The 16224-nt window shown below is 57.9% G+C and carries 10 protein-coding genes; 7 read left to right on the plus strand and 3 right to left on the minus strand.

Annotated elements, in window-relative coordinates; all coding sequences use genetic code 11:
- Positions 1-2: 2 nt before the first annotated feature.
- The 3 genes from EF096_RS03485 to EF096_RS03495 are packed head-to-tail and all read left to right on the plus strand — an operon-like array spanning position 3 to position 7736.
- Positions 3-6260, plus strand: coding sequence for a hybrid sensor histidine kinase/response regulator (locus tag EF096_RS03485; protein ID WP_123888226.1), 6258 nt, complete (start codon positions 3-5; stop codon positions 6258-6260).
- Positions 6253-7218, plus strand: a complete 966-nt coding sequence (locus EF096_RS03490) for a chemotaxis protein CheB (RefSeq protein WP_158611724.1) — start codon at positions 6253-6255, stop codon at positions 7216-7218. Before EF096_RS03485 ends, EF096_RS03490 begins: the two co-directional genes overlap by 8 nt.
- Positions 7219-7259: 41 nt before the next feature.
- Entirely contained in the window at positions 7260-7736 is a 477-nt protein-coding gene (locus EF096_RS03495; protein WP_123888228.1) for a chemotaxis protein CheW, read from the plus strand.
- Between the two features lie 12 nt (positions 7737-7748).
- Here the strand turns inward: EF096_RS03495 and EF096_RS03500 are convergent, their stop codons facing one another.
- Positions 7749-9050 carry an ATP-binding protein gene (locus EF096_RS03500; protein WP_235869620.1) on the minus strand — a complete coding sequence of 434 codons (1302 nt, stop codon included), beginning with the start codon at positions 9048-9050 and terminating at the stop codon, positions 7749-7751.
- Positions 9047-9769: an osmolarity response regulator transcription factor OmpR gene (gene ompR / locus EF096_RS03505; RefSeq protein ID WP_123888229.1), complete on the minus strand. Its 723-nt coding sequence runs from the start codon at positions 9767-9769 to the stop codon at positions 9047-9049. The genes EF096_RS03500 and ompR overlap by 4 nt, the downstream gene beginning before the upstream one ends.
- A gap of 194 nt (positions 9770-9963) precedes the next feature.
- Between ompR and EF096_RS03510 the strand changes: the two genes are divergently transcribed.
- The 3 genes from EF096_RS03510 to gshA all read left to right on the plus strand — a co-directional run bounded on the left by EF096_RS03510 (position 9964) and on the right by gshA (position 14366).
- Positions 9964-12291, plus strand: a complete 2328-nt coding sequence (locus EF096_RS03510) for a Tex family protein (RefSeq protein ID WP_123888230.1) — start codon at positions 9964-9966, stop codon at positions 12289-12291.
- A gap of 4 nt (positions 12292-12295) precedes the next feature.
- Positions 12296-12700 carry a PaaI family thioesterase gene (locus tag EF096_RS03515; RefSeq protein ID WP_158611231.1) on the plus strand — a complete coding sequence of 135 codons (405 nt, stop codon included), beginning with the start codon at positions 12296-12298 and terminating at the stop codon, positions 12698-12700.
- 88 nt (positions 12701-12788) lie between these two features.
- Entirely contained in the window at positions 12789-14366 is a 1578-nt protein-coding gene (gene gshA, locus EF096_RS03520) for a glutamate--cysteine ligase (protein ID WP_123888232.1), read from the plus strand.
- Positions 14367-14411: 45 nt separating this feature from the next.
- On the opposite strand, the gene EF096_RS03525 is transcribed toward gshA, so the two are convergent.
- The gene (locus tag EF096_RS03525; RefSeq protein ID WP_123888233.1) at positions 14412-14819 is read right to left on the minus strand and encodes a flagellar basal body-associated FliL family protein; all 408 of its coding nucleotides are present in this window, start codon (positions 14817-14819) and stop codon (positions 14412-14414) included.
- A 332-nt stretch (positions 14820-15151) separates the two neighbouring features.
- On the opposite strand from EF096_RS03525, the gene EF096_RS03530 reads away from it, so the two are divergent.
- The gene (locus EF096_RS03530) at positions 15152-16129 is read left to right on the plus strand and encodes an NADPH:quinone oxidoreductase family protein (RefSeq protein ID WP_123888234.1); all 978 of its coding nucleotides are present in this window, start codon (positions 15152-15154) and stop codon (positions 16127-16129) included.
- Positions 16130-16224: the final 95 nt, after the last annotated feature.

Below are 16224 nucleotides of genomic sequence, written 5' to 3' on the forward strand. Positions count from 1 at the left end.
ATATGAGTGATCGGCATGACTACGTCGCTCTCGATTGGGTCAAGGGCGAGATTTCTGAAACGCTGAATCAGGCGCGTCAAGCGCTTGAGGCCTTTGTTGAAACCCCCGAGGATTCAACGCGTCTGCGTTTCTGTCTGACCTATATACATCAGGTCCATGGCACGCTGCAGATGGTCGAGTTTTATGGTGCAGCACTGCTCGCCGAAGAAATGGAGCAGCTTGCTCAAGCGCTTATGAACGGTGCAGTGAAGCGCGAAAGCGAAGCGCTCGAAGTGCTCATGCAGGCCATCCTGCAGATGCCTGCTTATCTTGATCGGGTACAAAGTGGCAGGCGTGATTTGCCGCTGGTGCTTTTGCCGCTGCTGAACGATATGCGCACCGCACGCGGAGACAAGCTGCTATCGGAAAACGCGCTTTTCAGCCCCGGACTCGATACCGCCGTTGCTGAATCGTCATCGGAGCTAGCGGATCTATCTCAAGCTGACAACGTCAAGCAGTTGCGTAAATTGCGTCAGGCGTTGCAGATGTCGCAGGCCGGGGTTATCCGCGGCCAGGATATCAAGGTTAACAGCCGTCACCTGCGCAACGTATTTGCGCGGCTACAACAGCTTTGTCAGGGTGCGCCTTATGCGGATCTTTGGGCCATTTTTGCCGGTGTTGCAGAAGGCCTTGAAGAGGGCAGTATCGAAAATGGCGCAGCTGTCAGACAGTTGCTCCGGCAGGCTGACCAGGAGCTCCGTCAATTAATGACCCGGGGCGCTGACGCACTACAAAGTGCTCCGCCACCCGAGTTACTGCGTAATCTGCTGTTCTACGTCGCCAAAAGCGCCGATGGTAGCCCGCGATTGGACGCGTTGAAGCAGCGTTATCAACTGCAGGACTCCTGGGCTGGTGGTCAGGATGATCTGTCAGCTGAGGACGCGCGACTGGTTGGTCCTGATCGGGGCGCCATGCAGTCGGTGGTGATGGCGTTGGGCGAAGAGCTGATGCAGGTCAAGGATCAACTCGATCTCTTTGTACGCAGCGATCGCAGCCAGCTGGACCGCTTGTCAGCCTTATTGCCCATCATGAAACAGGTTAGCGATACGTTGGCGATGTTGGGCCTGGGGCAGCCGCGACGGGTTTTGAGTGAGCAGATTGAGCAGGTAGAGCGCCTTGCCAGTGGTGAGTCCAGTGTGACCGATGCGGCGCTGATGGATGTTGCCGGTGGCATGCTCTATGTTGAAGCCAGCCTGCAGGGCATTCTCGGTCTTGAGCGAGGCGAGAAAGAGGGCGCAGTCGATAATGACATGCAGCGTCTTGCTGCTGCTCAGGACATTGTGCAAGTCCAGCACATGGTCGTGCACGAAGCCCGCAATGCGCTGGAAGAAACCCGCGAAGCGATCAATGCTTTTATCGCTAATCAATGGGATCACAGTCAGCTTGAGCCCGTAGATGAGTTGCTGAACAGCGTGCGTGGTGGTCTGGCAATGGTGCCGCTGGCACGTGCGGCGGCTGATGTCGGTGCCTGCCGACGCTATATTCTGGAGCAGTTGGTGGATTCCAAGGCGATCCCTGACTGGGTAGCGCTGGATGCGCTGGCTGATGTCATCACCAGCATCGACTATTATCTTGAGCGTCTCGCCGAAGATGATAGTAACCGCGGTGACAGCATTCTGGACGTCGCTGAAGAGCGGCTTAGCAGCCTGGGTTACCACCCTGATTCATTGCCGGATGGCGCCCCCTCTGCAGACGATAGCTCGCAGATGGCTGACGAACTCGCCAATGCGGAAGCAACTGGCGCAGACGCAAATGCTGCTCCTGCAGCGCCAGCGGTTATTGAAGACGACGAGCTGGACCCCGAGCTGGTCGAGATTTTCGTCGAGGAAGCCGGCGAAGTGCTGGAGACGCTAGCCGAGTTCACCCCTGCCTGGCAGCAAGATCACGCCGATAAAAAAGCACTGGCGGAAGTTCGCCGCGGCTTTCACACCCTCAAGGGTAGCGGCCGCATGGTTAAGGCCGGCGTGCTCGCGGAGTTGGCCTGGTCAGTTGAGAATATGCTGAACCGGGTGATGGATAACAGTGTTGCGCTGGGCGTCGACGTCTTCACGGTAGTGAACGCGGTACGAGCGCTGATGCCGCGTCTGGTTGAAGACTTTGCCAGTAATCAGCAGCGTATGTGGCCTGAAGTCGAGCAGTTGACTGCCCAGGCGGATGCCTTGGCACGTGGCGAGGTGATGCCCGATGCTGCCCCGGCCCAGGTTATCGACGAAGACGCTGATTTGGCTGAGGCGCCTGACGTATCAGGCGAGCTGCCTGAGTTACTCAGCGAAGAGTCAGCGGCTGATTTGCCAGACCTGGTTGAAAGTAGTGAATCCGATCCAGCGGATATGGATGTCACACTCGAGCCGCTCGATAGTCTGCCGGAGTTGGAGGCAGACGAGATCGATCTCGATCAGTTGCCCGAGCCTGTGCAGGAGCCTGAAGCAGACCTGACGCTGCAAGATGAAACGCTGCCGCTTATTGTGACGGATAGTCTGGACAGCTGGTCAGAGCCTGACACACTTCCCGCAGAGCCAGAGCCAGAGCCAGAGCCAGAGCCAGAGCCAGAGCCAGAGCCAGAGCCAGAGCCAGCTGAAGCTGAAGCGACTATGGATCCGGTATTGCTGGACATCTTCCGCAATGAAACCCGTAGTCATATTGATCAAATCAACGCCTATCTGCACGAATGCGAATTGCACGGCCTGCCACGCAGTATTAGTGATGCCCTGCAGCGCGCACTGCATACGCTGAAAGGCAGTGCCCATATGGCGGGCATCCAGTCGATTGCTGTGCTGGCTACCCCGCTGGAGAAGCTGGCTAAAGAGTTCAAGGCTAACCTGATTCCTACCGACCAGGCTTTGGTCAATTTGTTGGGTGATGCGGTCACGCTGTTTGAAACTGGCTTGGATCAGTTGGCGGCTGGTCCAGACAGGCCCATTGCCGGTACCGAGGGTTTCCTGCAGCGTTTGCATGAGCTTCAGCAGCAGGCCCTGGCAACCCGCGAAGCAAGCCGTGCAGACCTTGAGGACGGAGATGCTGGCAGTAGCGGCCTCATGTCTATTTTCCTCACCGAGGGTATCGACGATCTCCTGGATGCTGCCGACCTGCTGTACGCCAAGCAGGCGGATGCCACGGTCGCGCTCAATAGTCGCGACTTGATTGGCGCTCTGCGTGGTTTGGCAGATGTGGCTGGCGATGTAGAACTGCCTGCGCTGGAAGAGCTCTGTGAAGCACTTGAGCGGGTGCATGAACGCGTGCTGGAGGGTCTTGAGCTCGATTCGCCTGCACTGGGTGTTCTTGCAGTAGGGCACGAGCGCTTGATCAGCATGATGGATCAGGTGGCAGCTCATCAGCACCTGGTCGCAGCGGCAGAAGAAATCCAGGCGCTTCAGGCGCTGCTACCGGCCGATATCCAGGCTGTTAAGGCGCCGCCTGTTGCCGCTCAGAGTAAATCGGCGGGGCTGTGGAGTCCGAGTGAAGCTGGGACAGACGCAGAACTGGTCGATATTTTTCTCGAAGAAGCACAGGAAATTATCGAAAGCTCCGCCACCAGTCTGCAGCAGTGGAAGGACGATACCGGTAATACTATTGCCGTCGAATCATTACAGCGCGACCTGCACACCCTCAAGGGTGGCGCGCGGATGGCCGAGATTCGCCCGGTTGGTGATCTCTCGCACGAGATGGAATTTGTGTACGAGGCACTTTGCGAGCATCGCTATGAGGTCACTCCGCCGCTGTTTGAGCTGCTAGATGCTTGCCACGACGCCTTGGCCGATATGGTCGACGGCGTGGTCGCGGGGCGCCCTATCAGCGATGGCGCCGCGCTGATTGCAGCAATTAATAGTTTCCGTAAGAACCCGTCCGAGCCGCCACGCCTGCCCAGCAAAACTGGTGATGATCTCGATACGGGTGGTGCGTTGGTGTCAGCACCTGCTGCAGAGCCGCAACCCATGGGCGGCATGCTGGCCATTTTTGTTGAAGAAGCGGACGAGCTATTGTCGCCATGCGCCGAGCTACTACAACGGCGTGAAGCAGATGCTGCGGCCGCAGCTGAGTTGCTGCATCGCATTCAGACACTCAAGGGAAGTGCTCGCCTGGCTGGCCAAAGGCAGCTCGCGGACCATGCGAAACAGCTCGAAATTGAGCTGCAAAGTGGCTCAAGTGAGAATGAAGAACTGGCACAGAATCTGGCTGCGTTGCAGGCAAGAATCGCTGAGCTGTCCGCTGGTCAGTTGCCGGGTTCGGATGAGATTACGGCAGAGCCGCAGCCGCTAGCGACAATTGACGCGCCGGTTACAGTCGCGCCAGCAGCGACAGGTATGTCATTGGCGGGTGTGCAGGACATTCTGCAGCGAGCCATGAACGCCAGCCAGCCATCGGCAGAAGGCGCCAAACGGACCAGTGGCCAGGAGAGCGTCAAAGTGTCTTCGGCGCTGCTGGAAGAGCTGGTCAACCTGGCCGGTGAGACCTCCATTTTCCGCGGCCGCATCGAACAGCAAGTGACAGATGTCGGCAGTATCCTGGAAGACGTAGAAAGCACCATTGATCGGGTTCGTGACCAGCTGCGTCGCCTTGATATGGAAACCCAGGCACAGATTCTGTCCCGTCACCAGGAAGAGCTTGAGCAGAGCTACGAAGATTTCGATCCGCTGGAAATGGATCAGTATTCGCAGCTGCAGCAGTTGTCGCGCTCGTTGTTTGAGTCAGCGTCGGACTTGCTGGATCTGAAAGAATCGATCGCTACCAAGAGCCGCGACGCGGAAACCCTGCTGGTGCAGCAGGCGCGGGTTAATACCGAGCTGCAGGAAGGTCTGATGCGCACGCGCATGGTGCCTTTCGAACGCTTGCTGCCACGCATGCGTCGCGTCGTACGTCAGGTCGCCGGTGAACTGGGCAAGCAGGTCGAACTCATTGTCGGCAATGCCGAGGGCGAGATGGACCGCAGTGTGCTGGAGCGCATGATCGGCCCGCTGGAGCATATGCTGCGTAACTCGGTCGACCACGGTGTCGAGATGCCTTTGGTGCGACAGGAGCAGGGCAAGAGTGGCGAAGGCAACATCTGGCTCGACCTGGCTCGCGAGGGTAGCGAGATAGTCTTGACGCTGAAGGATGATGGCGCCGGTATTAACCTCAGTGCCGTTCGCAACAAAGCGATTGAACGCGGGCTGATGGATGCGGATGCTGAACTGACAGATCAGGAAGTACTGCAGTTTATCCTGGAAGCGGGCTTCTCAACCGCGACCCAGGTGACGCAGATATCCGGTCGTGGTGTTGGTATGGATGTGGTCAACGCTGAAGTGAAGCAGCTTGGCGGCAGCATGACGCTGACGACCGAGCCCGGTAAGGGAACGACCTTTACTATTCGTCTGCCCTTTACGGTTTCGGTAAACCGGGCGCTTATGGTGTATTCCGGGGAAGACCTGTACGCGATTCCATTGAATACCATCGAGGGTATCGTGCGGGTTTCCGGCTATGAGCTTGAAGCCTATTACGCGCCAGACGCACCGCCTTTTGAATATGCGGGTAAAGAATACGATCTGCGCTATCTGGGCGATCTGCTGGTTACTGGCCAGCAGCCGCGGCTGACTGGGCATTCGCTACCGTTGCCCGTCATTCTGGTGCGTGGTGCCGAGCACAGCGTGGCTGTGCAGGTCGACTCCTTGGCAGGCTCGCGCGAGATTGTAGTAAAGGGTCTTGGGCGTCAGTTTGCGGTCGTGCCCGGGATTTCCGGTGCCACTATCCTGGGTGATGGGCGCGTGGTGGTGATCCTCGATCTGCTGGCTGTTATCCGCGCACAACAAGCGCTGCAGGCGCAGCAGTACCTGGCGGCTGAACGGGCGCAGGCGAGAAGTAAACCGGAAGCACGCGCGACGCTGGTCATGGTTGTGGATGACTCCATTACGGTGCGTAAAGTGACTACGCGCCTACTGGAACGTAACGGCATGGAAGTGGTAACGGCGAAGGACGGTGTGGACGCCATTGCCCGGCTCCAGGATATTAAGCCGGACATCATGTTGCTGGATATCGAGATGCCGCGCATGGACGGCTTTGAGGTGGCGACGCGGGTGCGTCATGACGAGCGCCTGAGCGAGCTACCCATTGTCATGATCACATCGCGGACCGGCGAGAAGCACCGCGAGCGTGCGCTTAGCATTGGGGTAAATGTCTACCTGGGTAAGCCTTACCAGGAAGCGCAGTTGCTGGACGTTATCAGCAAACTGGTAGATGTCCGTGAGTGATAGCGGTGTGCCGGCGATTGCTCTGCTCGCCGGCAACGAAAGTAAGCGTAATCGGCTGGCGGACGTACTCACTGGGTTCGGCTACCGTTTGGTTTTTGCCAGTGATCCCGCCGAGCTTGATGCGGGGCGACTGGCGCAGATCGAGACCGATGCCTGGTTGCTTGAGCTGGCTGAAGAATCACCGTTGGCAGACTGGTTGCTTGAACATAGTCCAGTGCCTGTTCTGTTGGGCGTCGGCGATATTCCTGATGTGAGCGATGAGGAGTATCCGCGCTGGCAACGGCGCTTGCTCGGTAAGCTGCAGCCCCTGCTTGGTGCGCCACCTGCGACTGACTGCCTGGCCCCGGCGATAGTGCCTCAACTACCCCATGATGTGCCGTCTTGTGTTTGGGTGCTGGGCGCGTCTCTGGGTGGTCCAGCAGCAGTTAAGCGCTTCCTGGATATACTGCCGGCAGCGTTGCCGGTCGCTTTCATCTATGCCCAGCATATTGACGCTGGCTTTGAACAGCAGTTACCGCAGATTCTGGGTCGCCAGAATGACTGGCGTATTATCAACTGTCAGCCTGGTGCTCATCTGCGCAGGGGGGATGTGTTGGTTGCGCCAGTATCGCGCTCGTTGCGCTTCGGCTCCGGCGGTGCAGTGCAATTAAGTGATGAAGCCTGGCCGGGCTTGTATCGTCCGTCGATTGAGGCGGTGCTTGATGAGACGGTGCGTGCTTTTGGGTCTGCCAGCGGCGTTATTGTTTTCAGCGGTATGGGTGAAGACGGCGTAGGCGCTTGTGGCCGATTGCGTCAGCAGGGGATTGAGGTTTGGACCCAGGATGAGCAGAGCTCAGCCTGCGCGACCATGCCCAAAGCGGTAAAGGATGCCGGCTTCAGTAGCCGAGAAGGCTCGCCAGAAGAGTTGGCAGCGGCGCTGCAGCATTGGCTGCTGCAAGAATGGCCACTGGCCCTGTAGGCGCGACAGCGTCCCACGAATAGCAATGAGGATCGGTAGACATGTCGGATGTGCTGGAAAGCCTTAATGGTCTCATCATTCCGCTGGCGGGTAAGCCGCTATTGTTACCTAACGTCGCGGTAGCCGAACTAGTGGCTTACCGCCTTAGCCAGTCGGCATCGAGCGGGCCCGAATGGTTTCTCGGCTGGACTCTTTGGCGTGACCAGCAAGTACCCATGGTAGACCTCGACAACTTGCTGGCTGAAGGCGCGGAACCTGCTGCTGGAGCAGAGCCGCGCACGCTGATTCTGAACGCGCTGGATGGCGTGACTAACCTGCGCTTTATCGGTGTGCGGGTGTGGGGCATACCGCGCGCGCGCCGGTTGACGCGCGAAGAGGTAGAGAAGGTTGGGGAAGGCAGCAGCTATGTATTACAGCGCGTGCAGGTAGCGGAGGAGGCTGGCGAACTGCTGATTCCCGACTTGTCCGCCGTCGAGCAGGCGCTGGACCAGTCCGGTCTCTTGCGCCGCGCCGGTTGATCAGCCCTCGTATCAGAGTATGAAGCTCAGCCGTGCCTCGGTCCCACCACCGATACGGTTGAGCAACTGAACACTAGCGCCATGGCTATCGGTAATGCGTTTGACGATGGCCAGCCCCAAACCAGTGCCGCGCGTCGAACGCGCCTGATCGCCCCGAATGAAGGGGCTGAATAACGCGTCCCCTTCTAGCACTTCCACCCCTGGTCCACGATCGAGCACGCTGACAATCAGCCGTGACTCGGGACCTGCTTGCTGCAGATAGGTGCAGACCTCGACGCCGGTGCCGCCGTGTATCAGCGCATTTTCAATCAGGTTGGTCAGCACGCGCTTGATCGACAGCCGGCGAAACTCGAACTCCGGCACCGGCTGCAAGCACAGCCGAACTGCTTCGCCATTGCTATTGAGCGGGGCGACGACTTCGCTGATCAGCTCGTTGATATCACCGCTCTCGCTCGCCTCTGCACTGCCGTCGCGAATATAGGCCATGAACTGATCAAGAATCGCGTCCATGTCTTCGATGTCGCGGATCATGCCATCGGTAAGCTCGGGTTCAGCGTCCGACAGTAACTCGGTGGATAGGCGCATGCGTGTCAGCGGCGTGCGCAAATCATGAGAAACCCCCGCCAGCAGCATGGAGCGATCACGACTGGCCTGCTCGACATCCTGCGCCATCTGATTGAACGCACGGTACACCTCGGCAATTTCGGAGGGTCCGCTGTTATCCAGGAGCCTGACTCTTTTACCTCGCCCAATACTGCGCGCAGCGCGCTCCAGGGTTTTCAGTGGCTGGCTGAGCTGGCGCACCAGCAGCCAGGCCGCAGCCGTTGAGAGCATGCCGATCAATACCAGCCAGGTCACTACCATCCACACTCGTTGGCCGCGCAGCGGGTGGGCGTAAAGTGGCACTTTTAGCCAGTAGTCACCGTAAGCTGGCTGATGAATCCAGACCGCTGGATGGCTTTGGGTTTGTACCCGTACTTGAGTCTGGTCGCCTAGTTCATCGCGCAACTGGTGGGTAAAGATGCCGGAGTAGGGCCAATGAACCTCGCCCTGCGGTACCTGTTCGGGGACGGTTACCTGCACCCCGGTCATCTCTTCGATATCGCGACGTGTATCCGGGCTGCTGGCCCAATAGGCGCGAACCAGCATGGCCGTGCCGTGACTGTACTGGCGGTCAACGAGCAGATCCTCGTTACTGAGCAGGTAAATCAGCGTCAGCATCTTGGAAAACAGGGTAACCAGCAACACCAGCAAAATGGTGCGGGCAAAAAAGCTACGCGGGAGTAGCGGGTGCCAGCCAGGACCACCCTTCACGCGGACTGGCCGTCCGGTACGAAGACATAACCTACGCCCCAGACCGTCTGGATATAACGGGGCTTGGAGGGATCGGGTTCCAGCATACGGCGCAGGCGCGATATCTGTACGTCGATGGAACGCTCCAGCGCATCCCATTCACGGCCGCGGGCCAGTTGCATCAGCTTGTCACGGGTTAGGGGTTCGCGTGGGTGGCGGACCAGTGCTTTGAGTACCGCAAATTCACCGGTCGTCAGCATGTTCACTTCCGTACCGCGCTTGAGCTCGCGGGTGGCCAGGTTGAGGACGAATTCACCAAAGGTTACCTGGTCGTCATCGGTGCTGGGTGCGCCTGGGACCTGCGGTAGCTGGCGCCGCAATACCGCTTTCATCCTGGCGACCAGCTCACGTGGATTAAAGGGCTTGGGCAGATAGTCATCGGCTCCAATCTCCAGCCCCTGAATACGGCTGGTCTCATCACCTTTGGCGGTCAACATGATGATAGGTGTGGTATTGCCCTCGGCACGCAGACGCGCGCAGGCGGTCATACCATCTTCGCCGGGGAGCATCAGGTCGAGCACGATCAGCGAGTAGATCTCACGTGCCAGCAGACGATCCATCTGCTCGGTATCTTCAACCGCGCGAACGCGATAGCCTTGTTCACCCAAAAAGCGTTCCAGCAAGCGCCGCAAACGCACGTCATCATCGACAATCAGGATTTTCTCGCCTTCGCTCGTCATGCTGCACCTGCCTGAGATATTAAGCCCGCATTGTGACCCAAGCCCGCGCTTTTTGCGGGCTGACCATTGTTACAAGAGGTTTCTTTTTACCTTGTTATAGTACTGGTATCCAGCGTGCTTTTGGGGGCCGACCTGAAGCTGTGTCTCGGTTATACTGCCCGACCTGTTACCGCAAATCGTGGAATTGATTACCCATGCAGAGTATTGCCGCACGCATTGCCGCTGAATTGTCGGTGCGCCCTGAACAAGTAGATGCCACCGTGGGCCTGCTGGACGAGGGTGCAAGCGTTCCCTTTATTGCTCGCTACCGCAAGGAAGTCACCGGCAGTCTGGATGATACCCAGCTGCGTTACCTGGAAGAGCGTCTGCGTTATTTACGCGAGCTCGAGGACCGCCGTGCGGCGGTGTTGTCGAGTATTGCTGAACAAGACAAGCTTACCCCCGAGCTGGAACGTGATATCCGTCAGGCCGAGACCAAGACCCGGCTGGAAGACCTCTATCTACCCTACAAGCCCAAGCGTCGCACTAAAGGCCAGATCGCCATTGAGGCTGGCCTTGAGCCCCTGGCTGATGCGCTTTATGCCGACGCAACATTGGAGCCTGAAGCGCAGGCTGCAGCCTTTATAGACGCCGACAAGGGCGTCGCAGATACCAAGGCTGCGCTCGATGGCGCCAAATATATTCTGATGGAGCGCTTCAGTGAGAATGCGGCGCTGCTCGACAAGCTGCGTCGTACGTTGCGCGAAGAAGGCCGGGTAGTCTCACGCCTGGTTGCTGGCAAGGAGCAGGAAGGCGCCAAGTTCAGCGATTACTTTGAATATGATGAGCCGCTGGCCAAGGTGCCGTCGCACCGTGCGCTGGCGATTCTGCGTGGCCGTAACGAAGGCGTGCTGAGCATCGCTCTGGAGTTGGGCGATGAGGCGCCAGCGGTGGGTGCCATGCACCCATGCGAAGGGCTCATTGCCGAGGCCGTTGGTATTGAAAACCAGGGCCGCGCAGCAGACAAGTGGCTATTGGAAGTCGTGCGCTGGACCTGGCGAGTAAAGCTGCTGGGTCATCTGGAAACCGAGTTGTTGGGCGAACTGCGCGAAGGTGCCGAAGACGAAGCTATCCGCGTCTTTGCCAGTAATCTCAAGGATCTGTTGTTGTCTGCGCCCGCCGGGCCGCGCATTACCCTGGGGCTGGACCCGGGGTTGCGTACCGGCGTCAAGGTTGTAGTAGTTGATGCCACCGGTAAGTTACTGGATACCGCTACCGTATTCCCACATGCGCCACGCAACGACTGGGATCGCTCATTGGCTACGCTGGCAGCGCTTTGCCAGAAGCATCAGGTCAGCCTGATTGCCGTCGGCAACGGCACTGCCTCGCGTGAGACCGATAAGCTGTCGGCCGATCTGATCAAGCTGTGCAGCGGCCAGACCATGCAGAAAGTCATGGTGTCAGAGGCAGGCGCTTCGGTGTATTCGGCCTCGGAGCTGGCATCGCGCGAGTTTCCCGATCTGGATGTTACCTATCGCGGCGCGGTATCCATCGCCCGGCGTCTGCAGGATCCCCTGGCCGAGCTGGTAAAAATCGAGCCCAAGGCCATTGGTGTGGGTCAGTACCAGCACGATGTGTCGCAAATAAAGTTGGCGCGCGGGCTGGATGCCGTAGTGGAAGATTGCGTAAACGCGGTGGGCGTAGACCTCAATACCGCTTCCGCTGCACTGCTGACGCGGGTCTCCGGCCTGAACCCGAATATCGCACAGAACATTGTCGACTTTCGTGACCAGCACGGTGCGTTCAAAAACCGCAAGCAGTTACTCAAGGTGAGCCGTCTGGGCGAAAAGACCTTCGAACAGGCCGCAGGCTTTTTGCGGGTCATGGATGGCGACAATCCATTGGACGCTTCTGCGGTGCATCCCGAGGCCTATCCTCTGGTAACCCGTATCGCCGAAGAAACCGGGCGCGACGTACGTGGCCTGATTGGCGACTCGGCGTTTCTGCGCAAGTTGGAGCCAGCACGTTATACCGATGAGCATTTTGGTGTGCCTACCATTACCGATATCCTAAAAGAGCTGGATAAGCCGGGTCGCGACCCGCGCCCCGAGTTCAAGGCAGCAGAGTTTCAGGAGGGTGTGGAAAGTCTCAAGGATCTCAAACCGGGTATGACCCTTGAAGGCGTTGTCACCAACGTTGCCAATTTCGGGGCATTTGTCGATATTGGTGTGCATCAGGACGGCCTGGTGCATATTTCCATGCTGTCGCAGCAGTTCATCAAGGACCCGCGTGATGTGGTCAAGGCCGGTGACATCGTCAAGGTCAAGGTAATGGAAGTCGACATTCCCCGTCAGCGCATCAGCCTCACCATGCGTCTTGAAGATACGCCGCCGGCGGCGGGCGACAAGTCAGAATCACCTGCCGAGCGCAGCCGGGCACGTAATCAGGGTAACAAGCACAACGCCAAAACCAACGCACAGGCCAAGCCATCCGCAGAAGGTACTTTTGCCAGTCTGTTTGCCAATGCCAAAAAGAAAAGGTGATGCCATGAGCGATTTACACCCGGCCCTGGCGGCCTTCGCAGCCCAACGCACCAGCGAGTTTACCGCGCTGGTTGGTATAGAATTCGCCGCCATAGAGCGGGGCAGCTGCACATTGCGCCTGCCAATCACCGATAAGCACTTCAATTCCACCCATCGCGTTCATGGTGGCGTGGTCTTTACCCTGCTGGACTCGGCCATGGGTGCCGCTGCGTTCAGTGTGCTGGAAGCGCATGAAAGCACGGCGACCATCGAGTGCAAGATCAACTACACTCGCGCGGTCATTGGTGGTGAGCTGGAGTGCACCGGCAAGGTCGTGCATGCCGGCACCCGTACCATAGTGGTGGATGGCGAGGTTTGGCAGGACGGCGCTCTGGTCGCCAAGTGCCTTGGTACCTTTGCCCGACTTTAACGAGCGCAAGGGCCTGCGCCTTTCTATACTGATTGAGATGCCAGCGGGTGGAAGCCAGCTGGTGCTATAACCCCCAAGGAGTGACACCTTGTCACCAACGCTTAGTAAACGTCTCGGCCTGCTGCGTGATCCTGCGGTGCAGCCACTACTGACCGATTGCCGTCACGGCATCGAAAAGGAAAGCTTGCGGATTACCGCAGATGGCATGCTGGTGCATAGTGAACACCCCGCCAAGCTGGGGTCGGCACTGACGCATCCGACTATTACCACCGATTACTCTGAAGCGCTGATTGAGCTGATTACTCCAGTCAGTCGCAGTATTGACGAGCTGTTCGGTAATCTCGATCAGGTACACCGCTTTACCTACAGCCACTTGGGTGACGAGCGCCTGTGGAATCAGTCGATGCCATGCCGTTTACCGACCAACGATAGCGATATTCCGATTGCCTGGTACGGTACATCGAACGTCGGCACGCTAAAAAACGTCTACCGCCGGGGCTTGGCGATTCGCTATGGCAAGGCCATGCAGTGTATTGCGGGCGTGCATTACAACTTTTCCCTGTCGCCGGCGCTCTGGGCCCAGCTCAAGCAGCAGGATCAGGACACGCGCAGCGACCAGCAATACCAGTCTGAGCGCTACTTCGCGCTGATTCGTAACTTCCGCCGCTATGCCTGGCTATTAATGTATCTGTTCGGTGCCTCACCAGCGGTCTGCGCCAGTTTTCTGCAGGGCCGCGATCATCGTTTGCAACCCCTGGGCGAGAAGAGTCTGTACTTGCCGTATGCGACCAGCTTGCGCATGAGTGACCTGGGTTACAACAACAACGCACAATCCGGTTTGAACATCTGCTACAACAGCCTGGAAAACTACATTGCCAGCATGCTGGACGCGATCAGCCTGCCCTATGAGCCCTACGCCAAACTGGGTACGCACGACGCGAACGGCGACTGGCAGCAGCTGAATACCAATCTGTTGCAGATTGAAAACGAGTTCTATAGTCCAATTCGGCCCAAGCGGGTTGCGCAGAGTGGTGAAAAGCCGGTGCATGCACTGGCTCAGCGTGGCGTTGAGTACATTGAGGTGCGCTGCCTGGATATCGATCCGTTTGCACCGCTTGGGGTTGATCCATCGACGGCGCACTTTATGGACAGCTTTCTGCTGTATTGCGCATTGCAGGAGAGCCCGGAGCTGGATGATGCCGAGTGTCAGGCGGCATCTGATAATTTCAATCTGGCGGTCAAGCGTGGACGTGAGCCAGGTTTGCAGCTGCAGGACAACAGCGGTGAACGCTCGCTGGTGGATTGGGGCAACAAGCTGCTGGATGGCATGGCAGCTTGTGCCGAGCTGCTCGACAGCGCTAATGATACCCAGAGTTATACCCTGGGCCTTGACCAACAGCGCGCCAAGTTGGCTGATTCTGCTCTTACCCCATCAGCGCGTGTGTTGGCGGCTATCAAAGAGCAGGGCGATAGCTTCTTCCGTTTTGCCTTGGCCCAGTCTGAAGAGCATAACCGCTATTTCCGCGCGCGGCCGCTGGATGCAAAAGTGCAGGCTGAGTGCGAGGCTGCGGCTGAAAAGTCGCTGGCAGAGCAGGAGGCTATTGAGGCAGCAGACACGCTGGACTTCGACAGTTATGTTGATCAGTACCTGAGCCAGCGAGTCTGATCTGCCCGCTGGTGCTACCCCGCGCGGGGCAGGTGCCAGCGAGACCTACTGCACTATCAGGTTGGTAAACAGCAGATCATCAACCAGCGGTGCACCTTCCTCTTCGGTCAATACAGCCTGGACGGTCTCCAGCGCTGTTGCGCGCAGCGCCTCTTTGCCATCCATAGAGGACAGATCGTCGGTGGTCTGGCGCGCAAACAGCGTGACCAGGGCATTACGAATCAGCGGGTCGTGATACTCGATACGGCTAACGGCCGCGGGATCTTCAGTTCGCAGCGCGACATCCGCCTTGAGATACTGGATGCGCGGCCCCGTGCCTATGGTGCCGACAAAGGACGGCTTCATCTCGACGTAGGCAGTTTGGTTGGCAGGTGCTTCATCTTCTTCCGCGCTGACCGTGAAGGGCAGCAGCAGAGCGGCGATGAGTAACAGAGAAAGGCGTCTGCGTTGCATATTGTGGGGCTCCAATGATGTCGTCACAGGATAGCTGAGCAAGTGGCCCTCGCCAAATGCTTATCCGTCCATCCATCCAGGCTGGTGCTGATGTTATGCATACCCATCACTTCAGGGCATGGTCATTGACCCTGATGCGGGGTAGACGACTAGACTGTAGGCATCGTAGGCCAAGCCGTTGTTGGCACAACGAGCGGTAGTGCCAATACGGACTTAAAACCGCCGACGCGACGCTATTTACGACACGTAAAAAAGCGCTTGTTCGGTTTTTTTTCCTGTTTTGGCTGCCTCTATCACCTTATTCAAATCCTGCTAGAGCCAAGGAGACAACAATGAAAGCTGTTCTATGCAAAGCCTATGGACCCGCCAGCAGCCTGGTCTTGGAAGAGACCGCTGATCCGGTTGCCAAAGCCAATGAAGTGGTTATCGATATTCATGCAGCGGGCGTTAACTTCCCTGACACCTTGATCATTGAAGGCAAATACCAGGTCAAGCCGCCGTTCCCGTTTTCGCCAGGTGGCGAGGCTGCTGGTGTGGTTTCCAGCGTGGGTGAGAAGGTCAAGCACCTGAAAGTGGGTGACCGGGTTATGGGTCTGACCGGCTATGGCAGCTTCGCAGAAAAGATTGCGGCCGATGCCATGCGTGTCTTGCCGATGCCCGATGATATGGATTACATCACTGCCTCTGGCTTTAGCATGACCTACGGCACCTCCATGCACGCACTCAAGCAGCGCGGTGATCTGCAACCCGGCGAAACCCTGTTGGTGCTGGGCGCATCTGGTGGCGTTGGCTTGGCTGCCGTCGAGATTGGCAAGGCAATGGGCGCACGTGTTATTGCCGCTGCCTCCAGTGCTGAGAAGCTGGAAGTGGCGAAAAAAGCCGGCGCTGATGATCTGATCAATTACAGTGAAGTCAGTCTGAAAGACGCAGTAAAAGAGCTGACTAACGGCAAAGGCGCCGACGTCATCTATGATCCGGTCGGTGGCGACCTGTTTGACCAGGCGGTACGCAGCATCAACTGGAAAGGTCGTCTGTTGGTAGTCGGTTTTGCCAGTGGCCGTATTCCCGAATTTCCGGTCAATTTGGCGTTGCTGAAAGGCTCGTCTATCGTCGGTGTGTTCTGGGGCTCGTTTGCCGCCCGCGAACCGCAGGCTAACCTGGATAACTTCAAGCAACTCTTTGCCTGGCACACCGAGGGCAAGCTCAAGCCGCTGGTTTCCAAGACCTATGAGCTGAACGAATATGAAGATGCACTCAACATCCTCAGCTCGCGTCAGGCGGTCGGCAAAGTTGTGGTGAAAACGCGCTAAGGCCGGCGCTAAGCCGCAAGCTGCAAGCGACAAGTAACCCAAAAGTTAGCAAGTTGTGGGCGTAAACTGCGCTGAAAGGTGGTTGACACCGAGTA

The organism is Pseudomonas neustonica, from assembly GCF_003797945.1.
Classification (GTDB): Bacteria; Pseudomonadota; Gammaproteobacteria; order Pseudomonadales; family Pseudomonadaceae; genus Halopseudomonas; species Halopseudomonas neustonica.